The organism is Gammaproteobacteria bacterium (genome assembly GCA_035546635.1).
Taxonomy (GTDB): domain Bacteria; phylum Pseudomonadota; class Gammaproteobacteria; order JAURND01; family JAURND01; genus DASZWJ01.
The window spans coordinates 213,060-234,478 of the sequence record DASZWJ010000017.1 but is presented as its reverse complement, the minus strand read 5'-3'; the positions used below and the strand labels follow the sequence as shown (position 1 = coordinate 234,478).

Annotated in this window: 22 protein-coding genes; 12 read left to right on the top strand and 10 right to left on the bottom strand. The window is 42.0% G+C overall.

The features are described 5' to 3' along the window. Positions 1-22: 22 nt before the first annotated feature. Positions 23-541 carry a MauE/DoxX family redox-associated membrane protein gene (locus tag VHE99_03905; protein ID HVV68169.1) on the bottom strand — a complete coding sequence of 173 codons (519 nt, stop codon included), beginning with the start codon at positions 539-541 and terminating at the stop codon, positions 23-25. A gap of 68 nt (positions 542-609) precedes the next feature. On the opposite strand from VHE99_03905, the gene VHE99_03900 reads away from it, so the two are divergent. The 5 genes from VHE99_03900 (at position 610) to phbB (ending at position 5,214) form a co-directional block, all read left to right on the top strand. Then, positions 610-1,032, top strand: coding sequence for a MerR family transcriptional regulator (locus VHE99_03900; protein HVV68168.1), 423 nt, complete (start codon positions 610-612; stop codon positions 1,030-1,032). A 29-nt stretch (positions 1,033-1,061) separates the two neighbouring features. Beyond that, on the top strand, positions 1,062-2,486 hold the full coding sequence (locus VHE99_03895) for an AlkA N-terminal domain-containing protein (GenBank protein ID HVV68167.1): 1,425 nt from the start codon (positions 1,062-1,064) through the stop codon (positions 2,484-2,486). Continuing rightward, entirely contained in the window at positions 2,483-3,010 is a 528-nt protein-coding gene (locus VHE99_03890) for a methylated-DNA--[protein]-cysteine S-methyltransferase (protein HVV68166.1), read from the top strand. Before VHE99_03895 ends, VHE99_03890 begins: the two co-directional genes overlap by 4 nt. Then, a complete protein-coding gene (locus VHE99_03885; GenBank protein HVV68165.1) occupies positions 3,010-4,371 on the top strand; it encodes an MFS transporter in 1,362 nt (453 codons plus the stop codon). Before VHE99_03890 ends, VHE99_03885 begins: the two co-directional genes overlap by 1 nt. A 102-nt stretch (positions 4,372-4,473) precedes the next feature. Then, positions 4,474-5,214 (top strand): acetoacetyl-CoA reductase, encoded by a 741-nt coding sequence (gene phbB, locus VHE99_03880; GenBank protein HVV68164.1) that lies wholly within the window; start codon positions 4,474-4,476, stop codon positions 5,212-5,214. A gap of 61 nt (positions 5,215-5,275) precedes the next feature. On the opposite strand, the gene VHE99_03875 is transcribed toward phbB, so the two are convergent. Further along, positions 5,276-5,404, bottom strand: coding sequence for a hypothetical protein (locus tag VHE99_03875; GenBank protein ID HVV68163.1), 129 nt, complete (start codon positions 5,402-5,404; stop codon positions 5,276-5,278). Between the two features lie 175 nt (positions 5,405-5,579). Beyond that, positions 5,580-5,804, bottom strand: coding sequence for a hypothetical protein (locus VHE99_03870; GenBank protein HVV68162.1), 225 nt, complete (start codon positions 5,802-5,804; stop codon positions 5,580-5,582). A gap of 19 nt (positions 5,805-5,823) precedes the next feature. On the opposite strand from VHE99_03870, the gene VHE99_03865 reads away from it, so the two are divergent. Together VHE99_03865 and VHE99_03860 are read left to right on the top strand one after the other, a co-directional pair. Further along, positions 5,824-6,399 carry an MFS transporter gene (locus tag VHE99_03865; GenBank protein ID HVV68161.1) on the top strand — a complete coding sequence of 192 codons (576 nt, stop codon included), beginning with the start codon at positions 5,824-5,826 and terminating at the stop codon, positions 6,397-6,399. Beyond that, a complete protein-coding gene (locus VHE99_03860; GenBank protein HVV68160.1) occupies positions 6,396-7,373 on the top strand; it encodes a BadF/BadG/BcrA/BcrD ATPase family protein in 978 nt (325 codons plus the stop codon). Before VHE99_03865 ends, VHE99_03860 begins: the two co-directional genes overlap by 4 nt. Before the next feature lie 37 nt (positions 7,374-7,410). Here the strand turns inward: VHE99_03860 and VHE99_03855 are convergent, their stop codons facing one another. Next, the gene (locus VHE99_03855; protein HVV68159.1) at positions 7,411-8,055 is read right to left on the bottom strand and encodes a DUF4351 domain-containing protein; all 645 of its coding nucleotides are present in this window, start codon (positions 8,053-8,055) and stop codon (positions 7,411-7,413) included. Between the two features lie 3 nt (positions 8,056-8,058). Beyond that, positions 8,059-8,400: a hypothetical protein gene (locus tag VHE99_03850; protein ID HVV68158.1), complete on the bottom strand. Its 342-nt coding sequence runs from the start codon at positions 8,398-8,400 to the stop codon at positions 8,059-8,061. 88 nt (positions 8,401-8,488) lie between these two features. On the opposite strand from VHE99_03850, the gene VHE99_03845 reads away from it, so the two are divergent. Continuing rightward, entirely contained in the window at positions 8,489-10,510 is a 2,022-nt protein-coding gene (locus VHE99_03845) for a hypothetical protein (GenBank protein ID HVV68157.1), read from the top strand. Positions 10,511-10,693: 183 nt separating this feature from the next. Further along, entirely contained in the window at positions 10,694-11,149 is a 456-nt protein-coding gene (locus tag VHE99_03840; protein ID HVV68156.1) for a hypothetical protein, read from the top strand. A gap of 58 nt (positions 11,150-11,207) precedes the next feature. On the opposite strand, the gene VHE99_03835 is transcribed toward VHE99_03840, so the two are convergent. The 5 genes from VHE99_03835 to VHE99_03815 all read right to left on the bottom strand — a co-directional run bounded on the left by VHE99_03835 (position 11,208) and on the right by VHE99_03815 (position 18,427). Next, the gene (locus tag VHE99_03835) at positions 11,208-14,177 is read right to left on the bottom strand and encodes an FAD-binding and (Fe-S)-binding domain-containing protein (protein ID HVV68155.1); all 2,970 of its coding nucleotides are present in this window, start codon (positions 14,175-14,177) and stop codon (positions 11,208-11,210) included. Positions 14,178-14,303: 126 nt separating this feature from the next. Further along, positions 14,304-14,648, bottom strand: coding sequence for a DUF1640 domain-containing protein (locus tag VHE99_03830; protein ID HVV68154.1), 345 nt, complete (start codon positions 14,646-14,648; stop codon positions 14,304-14,306). Between the two features lie 62 nt (positions 14,649-14,710). Beyond that, positions 14,711-15,613: a 3-hydroxyisobutyrate dehydrogenase gene (gene mmsB, locus VHE99_03825; GenBank protein HVV68153.1), complete on the bottom strand. Its 903-nt coding sequence runs from the start codon at positions 15,611-15,613 to the stop codon at positions 14,711-14,713. A gap of 90 nt (positions 15,614-15,703) precedes the next feature. After that, on the bottom strand, positions 15,704-17,206 hold the full coding sequence (locus VHE99_03820; protein HVV68152.1) for a CoA-acylating methylmalonate-semialdehyde dehydrogenase: 1,503 nt from the start codon (positions 17,204-17,206) through the stop codon (positions 15,704-15,706). Between the two features lie 39 nt (positions 17,207-17,245). After that, the gene (locus VHE99_03815) at positions 17,246-18,427 is read right to left on the bottom strand and encodes an ATP-binding protein (GenBank protein ID HVV68151.1); all 1,182 of its coding nucleotides are present in this window, start codon (positions 18,425-18,427) and stop codon (positions 17,246-17,248) included. Positions 18,428-18,914: 487 nt separating this feature from the next. On the opposite strand from VHE99_03815, the gene mnmG reads away from it, so the two are divergent. The 3 genes from mnmG (at position 18,915) to VHE99_03800 (ending at position 21,394) form a co-directional block, all read left to right on the top strand. Next, on the top strand, positions 18,915-20,795 hold the full coding sequence (gene mnmG / locus VHE99_03810) for a tRNA uridine-5-carboxymethylaminomethyl(34) synthesis enzyme MnmG (protein ID HVV68150.1): 1,881 nt from the start codon (positions 18,915-18,917) through the stop codon (positions 20,793-20,795). Between the two features lie 100 nt (positions 20,796-20,895). Further along, positions 20,896-21,174, top strand: a complete 279-nt coding sequence (locus VHE99_03805; GenBank protein ID HVV68149.1) for a BrnT family toxin — start codon at positions 20,896-20,898, stop codon at positions 21,172-21,174. After that, positions 21,155-21,394: a CopG family transcriptional regulator gene (locus VHE99_03800; GenBank protein ID HVV68148.1), complete on the top strand. Its 240-nt coding sequence runs from the start codon at positions 21,155-21,157 to the stop codon at positions 21,392-21,394. Before VHE99_03805 ends, VHE99_03800 begins: the two co-directional genes overlap by 20 nt. Positions 21,395-21,419: the final 25 nt, after the last annotated feature.

Sequence of the window (21,419 nt, the reverse complement as noted above, 5' to 3'; positions counted from 1 at the left end):
TCGACTCTAAAAACACTAAAAATTAGCAAAACCTTGCAATTAACATACCTGCAGCCATGGCTACCATCAATAAGTCTTCTATCAGCGTAATACTGGACATAGGCAAATTTAGAATAGTCCCTAAGCAAGCACAACGAAATTTACCTTTTTGCCGTAATGCTTTTATGACGCCTAGACTGGAGAAACCCATGATGAATATGGTGGCTAAATAAATCGCTGTGGGTGCAATGGCGATGGCATAGGCTAAACCTAGCGCTAACTCGATGAAGGGATAAATATAGCCATAAACAGGCCAACGTCCAGCCAGGATATCATAGGTTGCATAGGTCCTAGCAAAGCCGGGCAAATCTAGAAATTTGAATGCTGAGAACACTAAAAAGAAACCAGCCATAAAAATATGCATCCATTGGTGCCAGTTAATACCATTAGTATGAATGGTATTAGCGAAAGCAACGCCGGTGATATAAATAATAATCAAAAATAATGGGTAAAAAGTGTTTAGCCAACCTTTTGTTCCTGCTTTGGTTTGGGAATGTTTCATCACTGTCTCTTGTTAAAATAAATGGGAGCTGTATTATTAGTCCGTATTACACTACGGAGTCAATGGTTATGAAAACGCCTAAGATGACAATTTCCAGATTTGCTAGAAGTGCTGGTGTTGGCGTTGAGACAGTACGCTACTATCAACGTTGTGGTTTGTTACCTGTACCCCGTACAAAAATGTCCGGCTATCGAGAATATGATAACAGTATTTTACAGCAACTGCGCTTTATACAACGTGCACAATTGGCAGGATTTACGCTAAAGCAAATAAAACAATTAATTGATTTTGACCCAATGTTTGAACGTCATCAGATTCAAGAAATGACACGCAACCAGATAAAAGCCCTGGATGCACAAATCAAACAATTGCAGAAAATTTCTACTGCCTTAAAGGGGTGGTTAAGTGATTGTGAACAAGCTGGGCATAAGGTGGTTTGCCCTATTATTAAAGCATTGGGTGAAGAATTCACTTCCGATTTTGGCGAGTAGTTTAGCTTTCTAATTGATATCCTACTTTTATGAACTTAACTTTCGATAAAAAAGAATTTTACCGTGCTCATCTGGCGCGAGATCCCAGATTTGATGGCAAATTTTTTGTTGCTGTCAAAACGACAATGATCTATTGCCGCCCCACCTGTCCGGCTAGAAAAGCTAAACTACAAAATCTAGAATTTTTTCTGCATGCAGCACAGGCGGAAGAAGCAGGTTTTAGACCCTGTTTGCGTTGCCGCCCTGAAACAGCGCCTGGTTCTGCTGCTTGGCTGGGTACATCAGATATCGTGCAACGCGCTATGCGCATGATGGATTCTTATGCGCTAGATGAATTATCTGTGGGGGACTTAGCTAAAAAATTAGGCATAGGTGAACGTTGGCTGCGTGAGCTTTTTCAACAACAAGTGGGTGTCAGTCCACAATCTTTGCTGATCTCAAAAAAACTTGATTTGGCTCGAAATTTATTAGATGCGTCATCGCTTTCAATCACTGAAATTGCATTTGGCTCGGGCTTTCAATCCATCCGTCGTTTCAATGACGCATTTAAAGCACGCTTTCAAAAAACACCTAGTGCTTTTAGAAAAAACCCACAAACAAAAGGCCAATTGCGTTTTCAACTGAGTTATCGGCCTCCCTATGCTTGGAGGGAAATAATGCGGTTTTTTGCTAATCGTGCCATTTCTGAACTGGAGAAGGTAGAAGGTGATTCCTATGAACGACTGATTACTTATGGCGATGTACGTGGCTGGTTTAAAGTAACATATCATCAGGCGAATAAAGTAGCAGTAGAGTTTAAATTAAATAAAATCACCAATATTCTGGAGTTTGTAACGAGGATAAAAAATATTTTTGATCTGGATTCTGATCCCATGGCGATAGAAGATAGTCTTAGCGAAGATAAAGCACTTATGAAACTGTTGCAGCAGCACAGGGGATTGAGAATACCTGGATGTTGGGATGGTTTTGAATTGGCGGTACGTGCGGTGATTGGTCAAAAAATTAGTGTCAAAGCAGCACGTACAATTCTCGGTAGATTGGTTGAGTTATGTGGTGAAAAACAAACTTTAGATAAAACATTAAAATTATCGCGATTTTTTCCGACACCTGAAAATATTCTAGCAGCTGATTTATCTAAAATCGGTTTAACAAATGCAAAAATTTCCAGCCTCAAAGCTTTAGCGGATGCCGTCGCCAATCAAACCTTAATTCTCAATGGGACTGAAAGTTACGCTGAAACTTGTCATAAGCTTTTGTCAATAAAAGGCATTGGTCAGTGGACAGTGGAATATATTGCCATGCGTGCGCTTAGAAACCCGGATGCTTTTCCAGAGACGGATTTGGAAATTCAAAAAAAAGTTAAACTATTACAATTGCACCCAAAAAAATGGACGCCGTGGCGAGCTTATGGAGCAATATTACTTTGGAATTTACAATTGGAGCCTAAAATATGAAAGAACTCAGGAGTCTTCAATCTTTACCCGTTGATGCCATTTATGACGAGATGGATACGCCCGTTGGTCAATTAACCTTAATTGCCTCCAAGCAAGCGTTGCACGCTATTTTATGGGAATCTAATCGCAAAGATGCTAAATGTCAGAAAATTATCCAGGATCTTAAGCAGAGCCAAGATCATAAAATCATTATACAGACCAAAAAACAGCTGACTGAATATTTTCAAGGCAAAAGAAAAATCTTTGATATCCCGCTGATATTGCGCGGAACAGATTTTCAAGTTAAAGCTTGGGAGCAGTTGCAAAAAATCCCTTATGCCAAGACGATTTCTTATGCCGAACAAGCAGCAAGAATAGGCGACAAAAATAAAGCCAGAGCAGTGGGTATGGCGAATGGATTAAATCCCATTTCCATAATTGTACCTTGCCATCGTGTCATTGGCAGCAATGGACATTTGGTAGGTTTTGGCGGAGGTATTGAAAATAAGGCTTATCTTTTAAAGCTAGAGTTGAATAAGAAATAATGAATACCAAGCAAACTTTCTGCGCATTGTGCATGGGTTTTTTTATGGTGATTTTAGACGTCACCATTGTCAATGTCGCCCTACCCAGTATTGCAATTTATTTCAATATCACATTATCTAGATTGCAGTGGGTAGTAGATGGTTACACATTAACCTTTGCAGGTTTTTTATTATTGGTTGGCTCCCTTAGTGATTATTTTGGTGCAAAGAAAATATTTCAAATCGGTTTGCTGGCTTTCGTTTTGACTTCTTTAGGTTGCGCATTATCTCAATCTTTACCTTGGTTGATTTTTTTTAGATTATTGCAAGGCATCTCCGGCGCTTTAATGCTGCCGTCTTCCCTAGCTTTAATCACGACATTGTATAAAGAAGCAGAAAAAAGGGCTCATGCTATAGGTATTTGGGCAGCATTGGGTGGTGTTGCCTGTGCTTCCGGTCCGTTTTTAGGCGGTTTGTTAACCAGTTTATTTTCTTGGCGAGCAATTTTTTTAGTTAATCTATTGATTGGTCTTATCAGTTTTTTTCTTATTTCATTCAACCACAGTGATATAGAAAAAAATAGCGCGCGTGTCAGGTTCGATTTTCTAGGCCAAATCACAGGTTTTGTAGCCATTTTTTTGTTGGCTTATGGATTAATACAAGCTAGTGTCTATGGTTGGACTCATCCTATCATTCTCATAAGTTTCATCATCAGTGCCTTGTCGCTTGTGCTGTTTTTATTTATTGAACATCAAATTAAGCAGCCCATGCTGCCATTAGATATTTTCCATAATAAAAAGACGACGATGGCGCTCATTGCGGCGATGATTCTGAATTTGTGTTTTTATGGCGAATTATTCATGATCCCATTTTATTTTGAAAATTTTCGTCATTATTCTGTTTTTGTAACGGGCCTTGCTATTTTACCACTACCAGGATTAGCGCTTATTGGTTCTTATTTAGGTGGGAAATTAACCGCAAAAATTGGAGCAGCAAAAATTATATTTACTGGGTTGTTCATTGCAGCCATAGGATTTTTTGCATTATTGACTTTGGAGGAAATGTCTCCGAATTATATTTGGATCATGCTACCATTTCTCGCAATTGGTTTTGGTGTTTCTTTTACCACGCCGGCGATGACTTTCGCCGCCATCCATTCAGTAGCGCCAAAACGCGCAGGCATTGCTGCCGCAGTGTTAAATACGGGCAATCAAATTGGTAGCCTTATCGGTGTTGCAGTATTTGGCACTATCACAATTACTTCAAAGGATTTTATCTCTGGGGTGCATAGTACGTTTTATATTTCTGGCACATTGTTTATGGTAACTGGGTTTTTGAGTTTATTTATCATGAAGGAGGGCGTTTCTACTAATTTCTCTTGAACCTAGAATGGAGAAGCTTTATGGGGGAAATCTATCCAACGTCTGAAAAATTCAAACTTTATGCTATACTTAAATTTCGCATGAAATATAAGGAGATAAATCATGAGAAATCAAGTTGCACTCGTAACAGGAGGTATGGGTGGAATCGGAACCGCAATTTGCCGCAGTCTGGTCGATCAAGGGGCTAAAGTTGTTGCTACCTACAACCGTGGCGGAGACCACGTTTCCGCTCAAAAATGGCAGCGCCAGCAGCAAGAAGATGGCTATCACATCGATATAGCCTTTGTTGACGTAACGGACTACAACTCTTGCAGCCGCTTAGTAAAAGGCCTGCCTGTTGATTTAAATAAAATAGATATACTCGTCAATAACGCGGGTGTCGTGCATGACATGCAGTGCTACAAAATGGGTGCAGATGCCTGGGATAAAGTCGTAAATACCAATTTAAACGGCACATTTTACGTTACCCGCCATGTCATTAATGGCATGATTGACCGCCAATATGGCCGTATCATTAATATTTCCTCAGTCAATGGACAAAAAGGCCAATTTGGTCAGGTGAATTATTCCGCTTCAAAAGCAGGCATTCATGGCTTCACCAAAGCGTTAGCATTAGAGGTTGCCAGCAAAGGGATTACGGTGAATACCATTTCCCCGGGCTATGTAGCAACCGAAATGGTGATGTCAGTAGCTGAACCAGTACGCGAAAAAATACTAGCACAAATCCCGGTAAAACGTTTTGGCCAGCCTGAAGAAATAGCGCGAGCTGTGGTTTTTTTAGCAGCGCCGGAAAGCAGTTTTATTACAGGCTCTAATTTAAATATTAATGGTGGGCAGTACTAAGTGCCCAGGTTAAAGATCTGAAGCAGGGTAGCGTCCAGTCTGCCCTGGTTCAATCTTTCTTTTACTGATAGCTAGCGCCACTTGTTGTAGCAGGCACGGCATAAGGACTTGGTTTTGCAAAAGTGTGGCAACAGGCGCTCAAACCACCCAGTGTCAAACCGAATAAAACAATCATAATAGCTCGCTTCATATACCTTTTCCTCTTTATTAGATTAATTTAACTTATTGGCTTACTTCTTTATTCTACATAGGGTGCAAGAAAGCAGGGGTAAGATACTTGATAAACAGAAGCTTTGCAATATATATAAGAAAAATACAGTGTAAAATAAAAAAAATCAGCGCTGTTTCGGTACTGTAGCGAATAGTTACGAGCTAGGAATAATGCTAGGGTCAATTTTTAGGCGTGCATGCCCAATCAGCACGGCCTTATGGCTGGCGGTTCCCTGCTTAGCTATGGCTAAACCTGAAAAAGTATCCCCATTCACTTTAATTTTGTAACTCACATACAGTGGATCTGCCGGTTTATGATTGTCGGCATAGGCATTTAGTTCGCAAAAAGTGCCGATGTAAGTATCTGGCTCACCTGGCACAGTTTACCGAGTTTATTCCATATTTGCTCAATTCAGTGGTATCAATGCAATTATGTATTACGCGCCGGAAATTTTTAAAACTGCCAGTACGTCTACGGATGCAGCTTTTGCTGCAACGGTATGGGTGGGGGCTATTAATTTGATCTTTACTTTTGTCGCCATTTTGTTTGTGGATCATGCGGGTCGTCGGCCTTTGTTATTGGTAGGCACTGCCATTCAGACAGTATCTTTATTTGGGGTGGGTTGGATGTTTCATATCGGTCATGAAGGCTTGGGGGTTTTATTGTTTATTTTAGTTTTTGTTGCGGCTTTTGCTATGGCTATGGGACCATTACCCTGGATTATTATTTCAGAAATTTTTCCAGCGCGTATTCGTGGCCGTGCAGCGTCATTGGGGGTGATGATGATCTGGATTGCCTGCTACATTGTGGCGCAGACTTTCCCAATATTGAATAACCGCCTAGGTGGGGCAGTCACATTTATAATTTATGGTATTTGTTCACTCGCCAGCTTAGTTTTTGTACTTTTTGCAATACCGGAAACCAAAGGCCGAACCCTGGAGGAAATTCAGGCACAGTGGAATAGAAAACCATGAAGCGGCCTGGTTATTTCATAGGAGTGGATGGAGGTGGCACTCACACCCGTGCTTTGCTCGCCAATGCGGAAGGTGAATTGTTGGGCAGGGCTGAAGCAGGCTCTACTAATCGTAATCATCATTCGCGTGAAGTGGTGCGTAGAAATTTGCGCGAGGCTATACTGACAGCGATGGGTGATGTCGCTACAGGTCAAGAATTAGCCGGTATTTTTTTGGGTATGTGTGGTGTTTCCACCGATGATGACCGTGCTGATACAGTATCAATTGTACGTGAAATCACAGAAATTCCTGCAACGGTGCCGGTGCGGGTCGAAAATGATGCTTGGATTGGTCTGGCGGGAGGGCTGCTGGGTCGTTCCGGTATGGTGCTGATTGTGGGCACAGGTTCGGCGTGTTTTGGCTTAAGGGAAGATGGAAAATCGCTATGGTGTGGTGGTTGGGGAGCTTTGGCCGATGATGTGGGCAGTGCACCCTGGATAGGGACACGCGCCTTGCAAGCGGCTGTGCGCTGTGAGGATGGCCGTATCCCGTCAACCTTGTTACGGGATTATGTATTTAATTTTCTCGGTATATGTGAACCTAGAAAGCTGATTGACCGCATACATAACCAGGGTTTAACTCGTGAAGAAATCGGTCAATTGGCACCGAAAGTATTACAAGCTTATGTATTGGGAGATATTGAAGCTAAAAAAATTATTACTGATGCCGTTTCTGAGTTATCACTTTTAGTAGCCACGGTGGCTAAAAATTTATTTCAGCATCAACCTTCTGAATTAATTCTGGTAGGGGGATTAGCCTTATCTGGAAAGCCTTTTCAAAATTTGTTAATTGAGCGCATTATTCAAGATTCACCTGAGGTTTCAGTACCTACACCTGAAATGTCGCCGGTGCAGGGTGCGGTATTAGAGGCGCTTAAAGCGGGTGGTATCAGTTGTGGTCCAGAAATTATGGCGCGTATTCGGCGATTTGGATGAATATTCAGGGAATAAATAGAAGTCATTGGGTAGGTATTTATTCAAACACTTCTTCTAAGGTGTTGGCATCAAGCACACGTTCACCCCAGATTAAAAGAGTATTGCTATCTGCTTGTTGAATTCGTGTTAAGTAATTAGAAGGTAGATGATGAAAACGGTGTTGTAATAAACGGATTAACAGGGCAGCTTCACCCTTTTGTAAACCTGTTTTCAAGCCTTGTTGAAAACCTTGCTGAATACCTTTTTGAATACCAACGCGCTCTGGGGTAGTAATAAAATCCACTTGTTTTTCCTCCTCAATCTCTTTTAATGTTTCATTATATTTTATCACAAGTTCTTCAGGTAGCGTAACCAGCCAGTCAATTAGGGTAAATAGCTGAATAATATCCTGTCTGCTATAGCCTCTTTCATATAGTAAGCGGGTAAGGGCAGTTTTGGCTTTTAAACGTACTATTGGATTGTGCTTGGTTTCTAATACAGTTAATTGCGCCAACATAATGATGGCAAAGCGATTATTTATGGCAGCTAATTCTTGTCGCCGGTGTTGGTAATCCAATAGTTTCACAACGATATAACCTACCTCCAGGTAAGTACCAAAACATTCTTCTCGGTAGTGATTGATTCGCCAATTGGGATCATCATCAATAAGGATAGCAATGCTAATAATGGGTAGACGACGCATGTCTTAGATGCGATAGCGATAGATCATCATACGCTGAGGTAGTTTATCCTTGGGATCTCTATCAATTTCAAGATGACATAATATTAATATCTCATTATTATTTTTTTTCCAGAGTTTGATTAGTTTATCAGCAATCCGATTGCCAATTTCCGCATCACGAGTAATGGCATTTAATTCTTTATCCAGCGATTCATACCCTTTTGACCAATCAATTTGCTCGGCAATGTGGGGCAAGCAGAATTGCATAAAGTCGCGAAAATAGAATTCTAAGCTATGTTTCCAGGGACTATCAAAATTAGCACGAGGTGTGGTTTTCCTAATAGGTTCGATGGTATCAGTCATCATTTACTGGTCCTTAGCTATACATCTATTGTTGAAGATGCTAATTTATCTCAAACGATGTGACAATACCGTAAAATTCAGGAGAATGGCTATGTCAATTTCGGCACTTAATTCTGCATTATTAGAACTTTTAGCAATCCATCCGTCTTTAGCTTCGGAAGACTATGTCAATAATAAGCAACAATTTCATTTATATCATTTGTTAACGGAACAGCGTCACCCCAAAACGCAAAACTTAAGCCGATTGATAGCAGAAAACACAGCAGCGGGTTTACGTGCATTGCTGAGTGTGGATGAAGATATTGCACAGCAATTAAATGTCATTGTGCATAATCCTGAAACTTTAAAGCAGCTGAACTGTGCTTCTGCCAGTATTCAGCAAGCCTTACTTGGAGGCCAGCGCATTTATTATTATGGCACGGGTTCAACTGGCCGATTAGCGGCTACTTTAGAAAGTGGATTGTGGCGGCCTTTCTGGCAAAAATTAGAGAAACTGGCATTTTGGCCAAAGCTAGAAAAGCGTTTACCTCATATAAAAAATCGCGTCAAAGGTGAAATTACCGGTGCAGATCGCACTTTAATCAGTTCACTGGAAGGTTTTGAAGACTCTCAATTGATCGGGCAATTGCAATTACAGGAAAATCACATAAGTGAAGATGACGTGGTCATTGCCATGACTGAAGGTGGAGAGACCTCAGCAGTCATCGGCTGTATTTTAGCAGCTGCAGAACAGCACAAAACGCATACCTGTGAGCATTTGTTTTTTGTTTACAATAATCCCGATGAAGTATTGCTACCTTTTGACCGAAGTCGAATGGTGCTAGAGCATCCCAAAATTAATAAAATTAATTTAGCGACGGGTCCGCAAGCGATTAGTGGTTCTACCCGTATGCAGGCTACGACGATTGGTTTATATGTTATGGGTGCGGTTTTGCAAGATGCTGTGTATCGTGTTTTGCAAACTTGTTTAACAGCTGATGAATTAGCAAGCAGCGGTTTTGATGAGTCATTCACGCTAAAATCACAATTACTGCAATTTACGCAAATCCAAAAGACGCTGTATCAACTGGCTGATAAATTGGCGCCTTGGGTGGAAAAAGAAGCAAATACCTATCAAAAATTTGGTCATAGTTATTATTTTGCAGGCAGGGGTTTGCTATGTGTTTTTGTTGATGTGACCGAGCGTTCTCCGACTTTTCGTTTGCCACCTTTAGATAAAAAAAGTACCGAAAAAAAATCTTGGATAGAGATTTGGTCGCCAGCTAAAAGTCAATCTGAAGCTTGGGATATGTTGCTTAGACGGCAGTTTAAAGGTTTAGATGCGGGTTTTTATAAAAAACTATTTAGTGAGTTGGCGGATAGGTATTTACGAGAAGTCGCTTTACATAGCTTGGATGACGCAGGAGACGAGCAGCAGTTTCATTATGATTTGTCTGCACAAGAACAAAGACTGCGACATTTGTTTCCAAGTCCCAATGATCTGGGTGTCATGTTTTTATTTGGCGATGAAGAAATAACGCCAATTTTTCAGCAATGGTTAAATAAATTTTCCTTCACAAAAACACCGGTTATTATTTTTTCACTCGCTGCACCCGAGTCTGATTTTTCGGGGGATAATTTGATGCATATTCATTTGAATATTTCCAAACGCGACCCTTTTGATTTGTATTTAACGATTGCTTTAAAGATGGTATTGAATGCGGTATCCAGTGCCACGATGGCGAAAATTGGCCGTATCGTTGGTAATACCATGACCAATGTACAACCTAGCAATTTAAAATTAATTGGACGTGCGACTTATTTGATTCAACAACATGTCAATAATGTGTTGCAAAATGCTAAATGGCCAAAACATAGCAACATTTCTGCTATAACTTTTGCTGAAGCCAATGCAGTTTTATTTTCAGCCAAGGATTTTCTAGAACAACAGGGTAGTGCAACGGAGTCTGCAGAAGTTGCCGTGTCTATTATCCGAATTTTAGAGGCTTTGAAAAAATCTGAAAATATTTCTTGGGAACAAGCTATTTTAGTGTTAAAAGCGCAGGGGCTGGAAAATTATTTAAATGCATTCATGCTTGTTTCATCTGAATATGCGAAATTTAAACCAAAGTAAGGTTGATAGATTTACAAGTTTTGATTCAAAAAAATCCCTAAAAATCTCGACGTATTTCAAAAATTTTTCTATTTCCATCCCGTTTTGGTAAAAATTACTATGATGCAATTCTGTGGTTTGACAACTAATTAAAATTGAGACATTATTTGAAGTTTGAATATAATATTTAGTGGAGATTAAGTTATGTCGATGTTTAAACGGCAAAAGTTAGACGAGAAAAAAGCTAAACAATCCCCCCCCCTCTTTGATAGTATCGAAGAGCTAATCACAGAATGGAAAAAGCATAAAACCAATCCAGTGAATTTGATATTTTTCGCTATTGAGAAGGTTAAAAATAAATCTAGAGATGAAAAAGAATTATTACTTAAAATAGCCAAACTTTATCTGCCCATTGCGGCTAAAATAAATCCATATAAGGGATTTGACTCGGAAATTACCATGAATGTTTTTTTTGGGAGAATTGAGGGGTATAAAAGCACTGGAAAATTCAATGAAACTCCGATAGAACCTCAACCAGGTACCCAGAACTTTTTATTGGAGGGAACAGATCACTATCGAAACCTGTCTTGGGCCATCAAGGATTTGGAGAAAAATCTTGCTGAGCCAGATAAACAAGAAAGTAAATGCCTCATTTGCTAACCTTAAATTGTGAAGGGGGCAAGTATTCACATGACATGTTTACTTGACCCTTTACATCTCAGCTTTTTGTTAAAGACACGCTTACCTTACCAACACCATCCGTATAGGGGTAATCATTTTCAAAAGCCTCAAGCGCCATCCTCAAAACTTCCACCAAATGCAAGGCCTTTTTACCCGTACCATGCTGGATTTGTCCTTGGCAACTAAAACCATTAGCAATAATCAGTGTATTTTCTTCAGCTTGGCGCAATTTTGGAAATAATGCTTGTTCTGCCACTTGCATCGATATATCGAAATGTTCGCCTGCTTCATAACCAAAGCTACCAGCCATCCCGCAGCAACCAGCATTTAATATTTCCAAATTTAAACCTAATTTTTCCAATAATTGTTGCTCAGCATCAAAACCCATGAGAGCTTTGTGATGACAGTGCACTTGTACTAAAGCCTTGCCTGATAATTGTGGCCAAACATAATCTTTTTGTTCCTGTGCTAAAAACTCGCTGAACATAAAGCTTTGCTTGGCTAATCTTCGCGCATCTTCATCTTTGGGTAATAAATTCGTTAATTCGTCGCGAAAAACGGCTATGCAACTGGGCTCTAGTCCAATCAAAGGGATGCCGGCGCGAATTTCACAACGCAGGGCTGAAAGAATTTTCAGTAACGTTTGTTTGGCAGTTTTCAAAAAGCCATAATCATAGAGCGGCCGTCCACAGCATAAATGCTCGTTAGGAATTATGACCTCGTAGCCGAGAATTTCTAATACTTCAACTGCCGCTTTGCCAATCCTAGGATTAAAATAATTGGTAAAGGTGTCAGGCCATAATAGTACTTTTTTTGTGATTGTTGTCTTGCTTAAATGGGGTCGATTTTTAAACCAGGTTTTAAAGTTCTCTTCGGCGACAATAGGAATAGCGCGATGTTCCGCCATGCCAACCAGTTTTTTGCTTAAACGATTAATCAACCGATTTTGCGTCATGAAATTAAAAAGGCGAGGTGCTTTTTCTGCCAAGCGCAGCCAACGGTTAATCAATCCAAAAGCATAGGCTGAACGCGGTCGCAGACGATTTTGGTAGTAATGCGAAAAAAATTCCGCCTTGTAAGTGGCCATATCTACATTGACTGGACATTCACCACGGCAACCTTTGCAGGCCAGACATAAATCCAGTGCTTGTTTGACGGCAGAATCCCGCCATTTTTTTTTGCCGATTACTTCGCCTCTTAACAATTCAAACAGCAGACGGGCACGGCCGCGCGTTGAGTGCTGTTCTTCACGCGTGACTCGATAACTGGGGCACATCACTCCCCCCTCATCGCGTCGACACTTGCCCACACCGACGCAGCGTAAAGCGACATCACCCAAATTACCTTTATCGCGCGGGTAACCAAAATGCGTATTGGGTTGCCAAGGGTGATAATCTGTGCCCAGGCGCAGATGGTCAGTAATGCTGAAGGGGTCAACGATCTTGCCGGGATTCATTTTGCCTTGTGGATCAAAGATACGTTTAAATTGTTTAAAAGCATCTACTAATTCAGGTCCAAACATTTTAATTAAAAATTCAGCGCGCGCTTGTCCGTCACCGTGTTCACCGGATAAAGAACCGCCTAAGCTCAAGACTAAATCAACAGCTTCTTCCATAAATGAGCGGAATTGTTTCAGCCCTTGTGCGGTTGTTAAGTCAAAAGGAATGCGACAATGCATACAACCCTGGCCGAAGTGGCCGTAGATAGAAACCGTCCAATCATATTTAGCAAATAATTTTTTTAACTCGCGCAGATAAGTACCTAATTTTTCTGGCGCAACCGCAGCATCTTCCCAACCTTCCCAGGTGAAGGGTTCATGCGGCACGTGCGAAAGTGCGCTTAAACCTGACTCTCGCACTAACCACACACGCTGTTGTTCTTCAGGATTTTGAAAGAGTTTAAAAGATAAAGCCGAGTGTTTTTCTTGGACTTCGCTGATGAGGCGATTGGCTTTGGCTTCTGCTTCTTCTTTAGTGTTACCACCAAATTCAACCAATAGCCAACCTTTGCCTTGAGGTAATAATTGGATATGTTGGGGATGAATATGGCTGCGCTTCATATAATCAATTAATAAATCATCCATGCCTTCAAGACCTGAGGGTTTATGTGCCATGACTTCAGGTACATGATCTGCGGCGGTATAGATATCGGGATAGCCCAAGGCTAATAGAGCGCGGTGACGGGGGCTAGGTATTAATTTGACAGTGGCTTCTAGGACGATGACGCAGGTGCCTTCGCTCCCGACTAAAGCCTGTGCCACATTAAAGCCGTTTTCCGGTAATAAGGCTTCAAGGTTATAACCTGATACGCGTCTTGGAATATTAGGATAGCGGGTTCTGATGAGTTCGATATATTGGTCACGCAACTGTTGTAGATGCGCATAAATTTCTCCACGTCGACCGCCTGCTTGAATAATAGCAGCTAATTCTTGTTCACTGGTTTTGCCCACGCGCAAGCGGATACCGTCATAGGTGAGAATTTCCAGTTCTTCGATATTATCTGCGGTTCTTGGTCCGTCTCCCTCAAAGGCAGCAAGGACAGAATGCACGCCACAAGAATCATTGCCTATCATACCGCCTAACGTATTGTTGTAATGCGTTGAGGGGTCGGGACCAAAGGTTAAGTGTTGTTGTTCGGTTATTTTGCGTAAATGATCTAAAACACAACCTGGCTGTACTCGTGCTAGGCGTTTTTCAGCCTGGATTTCTAGGACTTTGTTTAAGTATTTGGAGAAATCTATAATCACTGCATGGTTGCAGCATTGTCCTGCTAGACTGGTGCCGCCACCGCGAGATAACAGCGGTAATTGAAAAGTTCGGCAAAGGGCAACAGTGGCTATGACTTCTTCAATAGTTTTAGGCAACACCACGCCAATGGGTGTCATGCGGTAATTGGAGGCATCGGTAGCATAAAGCGCGCGGCTACCGTCATCAAAGCGGACATCGCCGGTTATTTGGTTTTGTAATTGTTGAATGAAGCGATTGATGAGCTCGGGGTGATAGTCCATATCATTCATCCTATCTAGGCTGTCATCCTGAGTGTAAGCGAAGGATCTCCTTATGGTCGCACTAGCCTAGTATTGGGTGCCACTAAAAGGAGATCCTTCGCTTACGCTCAGGATGACATCCTACTTCTAGTTAAAAAATGCTTTAAGAATTAAAGCAGCTATCCCAGTCAGTACAAACCCAATCATCCAGCTGTGGAGTTTTAAATTAGATTTAACGTCGACAAGCTCATGGTTGATTTCTGTGCGGAGGTTAGTAATATCCTGTTTAACCTCAAGCCGCAAATCCGCTATATCTTGTTTGAATTCTTGTTTAAGCTCAAGAAGGTCAGTTTTAGTCGCTATCATATGATTTGTGGTTTCAATAAATGCTTCATTTTGTGCTTCAGTCAAAGCGATAGCCTGCTCTTCCGGCATACCGCCGGCTTTTAGTTTTTGTAAGAATTTCAGTGTGTCAAATGCAGCGCTTATCATGCTAACCCTCCTAGTATTATTATAGGAAAATTAGTGAGTAGCTGCTATACCGTAATAATAAATTAAAACTCTTCAGCCGCTTTCCCAGAAAGCATCTGAATAATGCCGGAAAAATCTTTCTCACCATAACCTTGGTTGACAAACAGCGTGTACAGTGCCGTTGCAGCTGCGCCAAGCGGGGTGGCATTTCCGCTCTGTTGTGCGGCATTCTGGCTAAGTAGTAAATCTTTCAGCATCATTTTGCCAGTAAAACCTGGTTCATAATTAAAATTGGCAGGGGAGGTGGGGACTACCTCAGGGACAGGGGCATAAGTGGTTAAAGACCAGCATTGCCCTGAAGCATTGCTGCAGATTTCAAAAAACTTATCGGCAGGTAATCCGAGCTTTTCTGCTAAGTTAAATGCTTCTGAGACGGCAATCATGGAAACACCGAGAATCATGTTATTGCAGATTTTAGCAGCCTGGCCATTACCAGGTGGTCCGGCGTGGAAGATTTTTTTACCCATCGCTTTGAGTACTTCCTCTGCACGCTGGAAGTTAGCTTCTGTCCCGCCCACCATAAAGGTTAAGGTGGCAGCGGCTGCGCCTTTATCGCCACCCGACACAGGAGCATCCACCATCGCAAGACCGGCTGCAACCGCTGCCTCGTGCAGCATACGACTGCTGGTGATATCAATGGAGGAACAGTCAATATATAAGCTGCCAGGTTTGGCGTGTGCAAAGATGCCGTTATTACCTAAACAAACTGAGCTGACCTGTTCTCCTGTTTGTAGCATAGTAATAATTATATTAGCTGATTTTATCGCATCTAAAACCGATGTGGCAGCCGTTGCGCCTAATGCTGTCAGTGGGGTGATTCGATCCGCCACGGTGTCATAAGCAGTGACTTGATGACCTTGTTTGAGTAGGTTTTGTGCCATGGGTTGTCCCATGTGACCAAGGCCGATGAAGGCAATGTGGCTCATGTTGAATGCTCCTATAAATAAAGAAATTCTGATTCCCTTCTCCCCTTGTGGGAGAAGGAAAAATGTCAAGGCTATTTTTAGATGCCACTTTCAAGCCCTAGCCGTAGGTATATTAAAATCCACCCCCACTTTCACCGCGCTCGGCCAACGTTCCAACACTTTTTTCAAGCGAGTATAGAAATGAATAGCGTCAGTTCCATACATCCCCGTATCCCCAAAAAATGACAGCTTCCAACCGCCAAAGCTGTGGGCGGCAGAGGGCACAGGAATCGGCAGATTAATGCCTACCATGCCAATTTGCGCCTGCGTCGCAAACTCACGGGCGCTGTGGCCACTTTGCGTAAAAATCGCTGTACCATTACCGAATGGATGCGCATTGATCCATTGTAATGCAGTTTCTAAATCTGGGGCGCGCAATACACAAAGCACCGGACCAAAAATTTCTTCTCGGTAAATACGCATATGCGGTGCGACATGGTCAAATAAACAGCCACCTAGATAGAAGCCATTTTTCAAAGTAGGATGCTGATAGTCTCGACCATCAATCACCAGTTTTGCGCCTTCATTGACCCCGAGGTCTACATAAGATTTAACCCGTTCGCGATGTTCAGCAGTAATCAGCGGACCCATTTCCACTTCCGGGGAATGTCCATCACCGATTTTCAAATCAAGTACACGGTTTTTAAGTTTATTGATAAAATGATTTGCCGTGCTTTCACCCACCGCCACCACCGCAGAAATTGCCATACAACGCTCTCCCGCTGAGCCATAAGCGGCTCCGACAATGGCATCGGCAGCTTGTTCAAGATCAGCATCAGGCATAATTACCGCATGATTTTTCGCGCCACCCATGGCCTGCACGCGTTTACCATGCGCTGCAGCCGTTTTATAAACAATTTCAGCTACATTAGTTGAGCCGACAAAACTGACCGCAGCAATATCGGGATGCGTCAGCAATACCTCTACTGCAATCTTATCTCCTTGCACCACATTTAATACGCCGTCAGGTAAACCCGCTTCATGCATCAGCTGTGCCAGCCGCACGGAACATGAAGGATCTTTTTCGGAAGGTTTTAATACAAACGTATTGCCGCATGCAATGGCTAATGGAAACATCCACAGCGCAATCATAGCCGGAAAATTAAACGGCGTGATACCGGCACACACGCCCAGCGGTTGGCGCATGGAATAAGTATCAATACCTTTACTGACATTGTCACTGAAAGCACCTTTGAGCAAATTAGGCCCACCGCAAGCAAATTCCACTACTTCTATACCCCGCAATACTGACCCACGTGCATCAGTCAGGGTTTTACCATGTTCTCGGGTAATGAGTTCTGCCAGCTCATCTAAATGCTGATGCAACAGATGATTAAATTTAAATAAAATCTGTGTGCGCTGTGTGGCGGGTGTTGCAGCCCAACTGGGGAAGGCAGCTTTAGCCGCGAAAATGGCAGCTGTCGCTTCTTGTTTATCAGCCAAAGCGACTTGCCCAATGATTTCGCCAGTGGCTGGGTTGTAAAGCGGTTGTGTGTGGTTGGAACGGCCTTGAACAATTTTGCCTTGAATAAAATGTGGGACGGTATAGGTCATGAGGCATTCCTTATGTGAAAAATAAAATTTAAACTATGATCAAATATTTTGAATCTTATTGACCATCTGCGCTACATGTCTGAAATTAATTACCTGAAAATGACCAATGCGTTGTTCCTGCTCACCTGCGTAAATTAAAAAACCTTGTTCACAACGATCATGTACCAAGCGCTTAAAATATTCCAGATTTTTAAGAAACTGCGGATGAAAGGTTTGGCTGGCTTTGATTTCTATAGGAATCAATTGTTGTCCACTTTTAAACAACAAATCTACTTCATGTTGATTGCTATCGCGATAAAAATAGCAGCCAGGTTCAAATCCGGCATTTAAACGGTATTTAATAAATTCTGAAATGACTAAATTTTCTACCAAATTGCCCAATAACGGATCTCTAACAATCTGTTGCACAGAAGTGATATCCAGCAAATAACTGGCGAGCCCAACGTCAGTAAAATAAAGTTTGGGTGATTTAATCATACGCTTGCCAAAATTTTCAAAATACGGCGCTAATCTGAATATCAAGAATGAAGCCTCTAAAATCGATAACCAATTGGATACAGTATGATATGAGACGCCTAAATCATTACTTAAACTGTGACTATTTAAAACTTGGCCAATTCTGCCGGCACATAATTTTAAAAATTGTTGAAATAAAGTTAAATCTTTTACATTTACCATTTGTCTGACATCGCGTTCAACATAAGTTTGTACGTAATCACGATAAAATTTAGTAGGGTTTAAATTATCTTTATAAATACGCGGATACATACCTTGAAAGATATACTCGTGTAGTGAAAACTCTTTATGTTCTTTGGCCAGTTCTTGCATTGTGAATGGCAGTAATTTTAACACAGCAGTTCTGCCGGCCAGTGATTGGCTGATAGATTCATGTAATGAAAGCTGATGGCTGCCGGTTAAAATAAACAAGCCCTTAGTATCAATGTTATCGATAATACCTTGCAGGAAAGAAAGTATTTTAGGAAGGCGTTGAATTTCATCCAAAATAGCGCCATTGGGGAATCGTTGTAAAAATCCTCTGGGATCACCATATGCAAAGCTTCTTTCGTCTGGATCTTCCAGGGTGATATAGGGTTTTTGTGGAAATACCTGTTTAATTAGCGTGGTTTTTCCAGATTGTCTTGGGCCTAATAGCGTAACAACAGGGTAGCTGGCTGCCATAGTCAAGAGTTCTTGTTCTAGATTTCGCGTGATAATTTGCATGAATAGCTTATCAGATTATCGTGATTAGAGAATTTATATAATATTAGCATAAATTTATGTAAATTAGAAGTTGAACTTCTAAATTGCATAGGGGTACTTTGGATGGAAGGCATTGATTTTGGATTTAAAGCTAGGGGGGATTTAAGAGTTTTTTGGGTGGTGCCAATATGTCTACGAGTATTCAAAGCTTTTTAAATCCCCATTAATCCCCCTTTTTCAAAGGGGGAGGGTAGCCACACAAAAGCTTAGAATAGTATCCAAGTAGGCTCTCAATCCGTTTGCCAACCCTGCCGGCTAAAATAACCCCTTTTTTTCATGGATGAAAAAAGGGAGCGTACAGGGATGTATTCACCGCGTGTTTGTTTTAGCGGGCAGGGCTGGCAAATGGATTGAGAGCGTGAATTGGCACTGAGATTGGCACCGAGGTCTTGCCTCTGTACAAACTTTTAACCATAATCCTAAGTTTTACATACACGCGCTTTATACCATGAACCTGGATCAAACATACGATGTCATCATAGTAGGCGGCGGTCACGCGGGGACTGAAGCCGCATTGGCTAGTGCGCGGCTGGGGGCTGCGACTTTGCTTCTGACCCACAATATTGAAACCTTAGGCCAAATGTCATGTAATCCGGCCATCGGCGGCATTGGCAAAGGCCATTTAGTGAAAGAAATTGATGCCTTAGGTGGCGCCATGGCGCAGGCAGCGGATAAAGCGGGCATCCAATTTCGAATATTAAATGCCAGTAAAGGCGCCGCAGTGCGTGCCACCCGTGCTCAGGCCGATCGGGTGTTATACCGCCAGGCGATACGCTATATGCTGGAGCATCAGCCCAACTTATCGCTGTTCCAGCAGGCTGTTGATGATTTACTAGTAGAAAATGGCCGAGTAGCGGGTGTCGTGACGCAAATGGGATTGCGAATTAAGGCCAAAACCGTGGTATTAACCACCGGTACCTTTTTAGGTGGTTACATACATATTGGTGATAGCCACTACCAAGGTGGGCGCGCAGGTGATCCACCGGCTAATGCGTTAGCGGAGCGCCTACGCGCACTACCATTTCGCGTGGATCGCTTAAAGACGGGTACACCGCCACGCATTGATGGTCGCAGCATTGATTTCAGCCAATTAGCTGAACAGCCAGGCGATACGCCTCTGCCGGTATTTTCTTTTTTAGGCACAGCAGCTGACCACCCGCGTCAGGTGCCTTGTTACATTACCCACACCAATGAAACCACCCATGACATCATCCGCAATAGTTTAGATCGTTCACCCTTATATACAGGGCAAATTGCCGGCATCGGTCCACGTTACTGCCCTTCCATTGAAGACAAAGTCGTGCGCTTTGCCGATAAACTCTCCCACCAGATTTTTGTCGAACCGGAAGGTTTGACTACCCATGAAATCTATCCCAATGGCATATCCACCAGCTTACCGTTTGATGTGCAGTTGGCAGTGGTACGTTCCATCAAAGGCTTTGCGAATGCGCATATGACGCGACCAGGCTATGCGATTGAATACGATTTTTTTGATCCGCGGGATTTGTATCCGTGGTTAGAAACTAAATTAATGCCGAACTTGTTTTTTGCTGGGCAGATTAATGGTACTACCGGGTATGAAGAAGCAGCCGCGCAAGGTCTTATCGCCGGTGCGAATGCAGCCCTGCAAGCGCAAGGTAAAGACACCTGGTATCCGCGTCGCGATGAAGCTTATATGGGTGTGTTGATCGATGATTTGACGACACACGGCACTAAAGAACCTTATCGCATGTTTACCAGCAGAGCGGAGTGCCGTCTAATTCTACGTGAAGATAATGCCGATTTACGTTTGACTGAAATTGGCTATCGATTGGGTCTGGTGGATCAAGCGCGCTGGCAACAGTTTAACGCCAAACGTGAAGCCATAATCCATGAACAAAAGCGTTTGCATCATGTGTGGATACGCCCGGATACGGCAGCTGCATTGCACATTAAAACGGCAACTGGCCAAGTGTTGGATAAAGAGTATCGGGTATTAGAGCTATTGCGCCGACCTGAAATCAGTCATAGTCTTTTAGGAGAATTACCTGAAACTGGCATGGCAGATGTGGCTGTTGCAGTGATGGAGCAAGTGGAGATACAGATTAAATATGCAGGTTACATCGAGCGTCAGAGTGCTGAAATTGCTCGTAGGCAGCGGCATGAGGAAACTAAGCTGCCAGTCACGCTTGATTATCAAAGTGTTCCTGGATTGTCAGCAGAGGTGATCCAGAAACTCAATCAGGTTAAACCAGTCACCATTGGCCAGGCCGCACGTATTTCCGGCGTGACACCGGCGGCGATTTCGATTTTGTTGGTTTATTTGAAAAAAATGCGAGAATATATCTGATAGTCAGTTTATATCTGTTATTTTTATTTATTAATAGAAATGTTAAATAAGATTTGAGTTCCACATAACCATATTATATTATGGTTATAAGTATGGTTAAATTAATATAAATTTTGAATGGGATGATAAGAAAGATCAGCTAAATCATCATAAACATGGCATTTCTTTTTATGAGGCTCAAAAAGCTTTTTTAGACCCGAATCGTATTATTGCAGAGGATATAGAACATAGCCATAGTGAGCAAAGATATTATTGCTTTGGAAAAGTGGGTAATGATGTCATGACGGTAAGATTTACATATCGAGGTAATATTATTCGAATCATAGGCGCAGGTTATTGGAGAGGAGGAAAGAAGATTTATGAAAAAGCGCAAAATTAAATATACCAATGAACCTATTGGGCGGGTAAAAATTGTTCCTGATTTTTTACCTAGTCCTAGTGAGTTAATATTAAAAGAAGAAACGGTTAAAGTGACTTTAGCGCTTACTAAGGAAAGTGTAGATTTCTTTAAAAAAGAAGCAACATTGCATCATGTTGGTTATCAAGCCCTTATTAGGGCTTTACTAGCATCTTATGTATCACATTATCAAGAGCATTAAACAACCACATTTTCCCTGTTTGCAA

Excerpts from the sequence above, each read along its gene's own strand:
- mnmG (HVV68150.1), top strand. The coding sequence starts at position 18,915 with ATGAACCTGGATCAAACATACGATGTCATCATAGTAGGCGGCGGTCAC.
- VHE99_03875 (HVV68163.1), bottom strand. The coding sequence starts at position 5,404 with ATGAAGCGAGCTATTATGATTGTTTTATTCGGTTTGACACTGGGTGGT.
- VHE99_03850 (HVV68158.1), bottom strand. The coding sequence starts at position 8,400 with ATGATGACTGATACCATCGAACCTATTAGGAAAACCACACCTCGTGCT.
- VHE99_03890 (HVV68166.1), top strand. The coding sequence starts at position 2,483 with ATGAAAGAACTCAGGAGTCTTCAATCTTTACCCGTTGATGCCATTTAT.
- VHE99_03885 (HVV68165.1), top strand. The coding sequence starts at position 3,010 with ATGAATACCAAGCAAACTTTCTGCGCATTGTGCATGGGTTTTTTTATG.
- VHE99_03820 (HVV68152.1), bottom strand. The coding sequence starts at position 17,206 with ATGACCTATACCGTCCCACATTTTATTCAAGGCAAAATTGTTCAAGGC.
- VHE99_03845 (HVV68157.1), top strand. The coding sequence starts at position 8,489 with ATGTCAATTTCGGCACTTAATTCTGCATTATTAGAACTTTTAGCAATC.
- VHE99_03835 (HVV68155.1), bottom strand. The coding sequence starts at position 14,177 with ATGGACTATCACCCCGAGCTCATCAATCGCTTCATTCAACAATTACAA.
- VHE99_03800 (HVV68148.1), top strand. The coding sequence starts at position 21,155 with ATGAAAAAGCGCAAAATTAAATATACCAATGAACCTATTGGGCGGGTA.
- VHE99_03840 (HVV68156.1), top strand. The coding sequence starts at position 10,694 with ATGTCGATGTTTAAACGGCAAAAGTTAGACGAGAAAAAAGCTAAACAA.
- VHE99_03830 (HVV68154.1), bottom strand. The coding sequence starts at position 14,648 with ATGATAAGCGCTGCATTTGACACACTGAAATTCTTACAAAAACTAAAA.
- VHE99_03860 (HVV68160.1), top strand. The coding sequence starts at position 6,396 with ATGAAGCGGCCTGGTTATTTCATAGGAGTGGATGGAGGTGGCACTCAC.
- mmsB (HVV68153.1), bottom strand. The coding sequence starts at position 15,613 with ATGAGCCACATTGCCTTCATCGGCCTTGGTCACATGGGACAACCCATG.
- VHE99_03855 (HVV68159.1), bottom strand. The coding sequence starts at position 8,055 with ATGCGTCGTCTACCCATTATTAGCATTGCTATCCTTATTGATGATGAT.
- VHE99_03895 (HVV68167.1), top strand. The coding sequence starts at position 1,062 with ATGAACTTAACTTTCGATAAAAAAGAATTTTACCGTGCTCATCTGGCG.
- VHE99_03900 (HVV68168.1), top strand. The coding sequence starts at position 610 with ATGAAAACGCCTAAGATGACAATTTCCAGATTTGCTAGAAGTGCTGGT.
- VHE99_03815 (HVV68151.1), bottom strand. The coding sequence starts at position 18,427 with ATGCAAATTATCACGCGAAATCTAGAACAAGAACTCTTGACTATGGCA.
- VHE99_03905 (HVV68169.1), bottom strand. The coding sequence starts at position 541 with ATGAAACATTCCCAAACCAAAGCAGGAACAAAAGGTTGGCTAAACACT.
- phbB (HVV68164.1), top strand. The coding sequence starts at position 4,474 with ATGAGAAATCAAGTTGCACTCGTAACAGGAGGTATGGGTGGAATCGGA.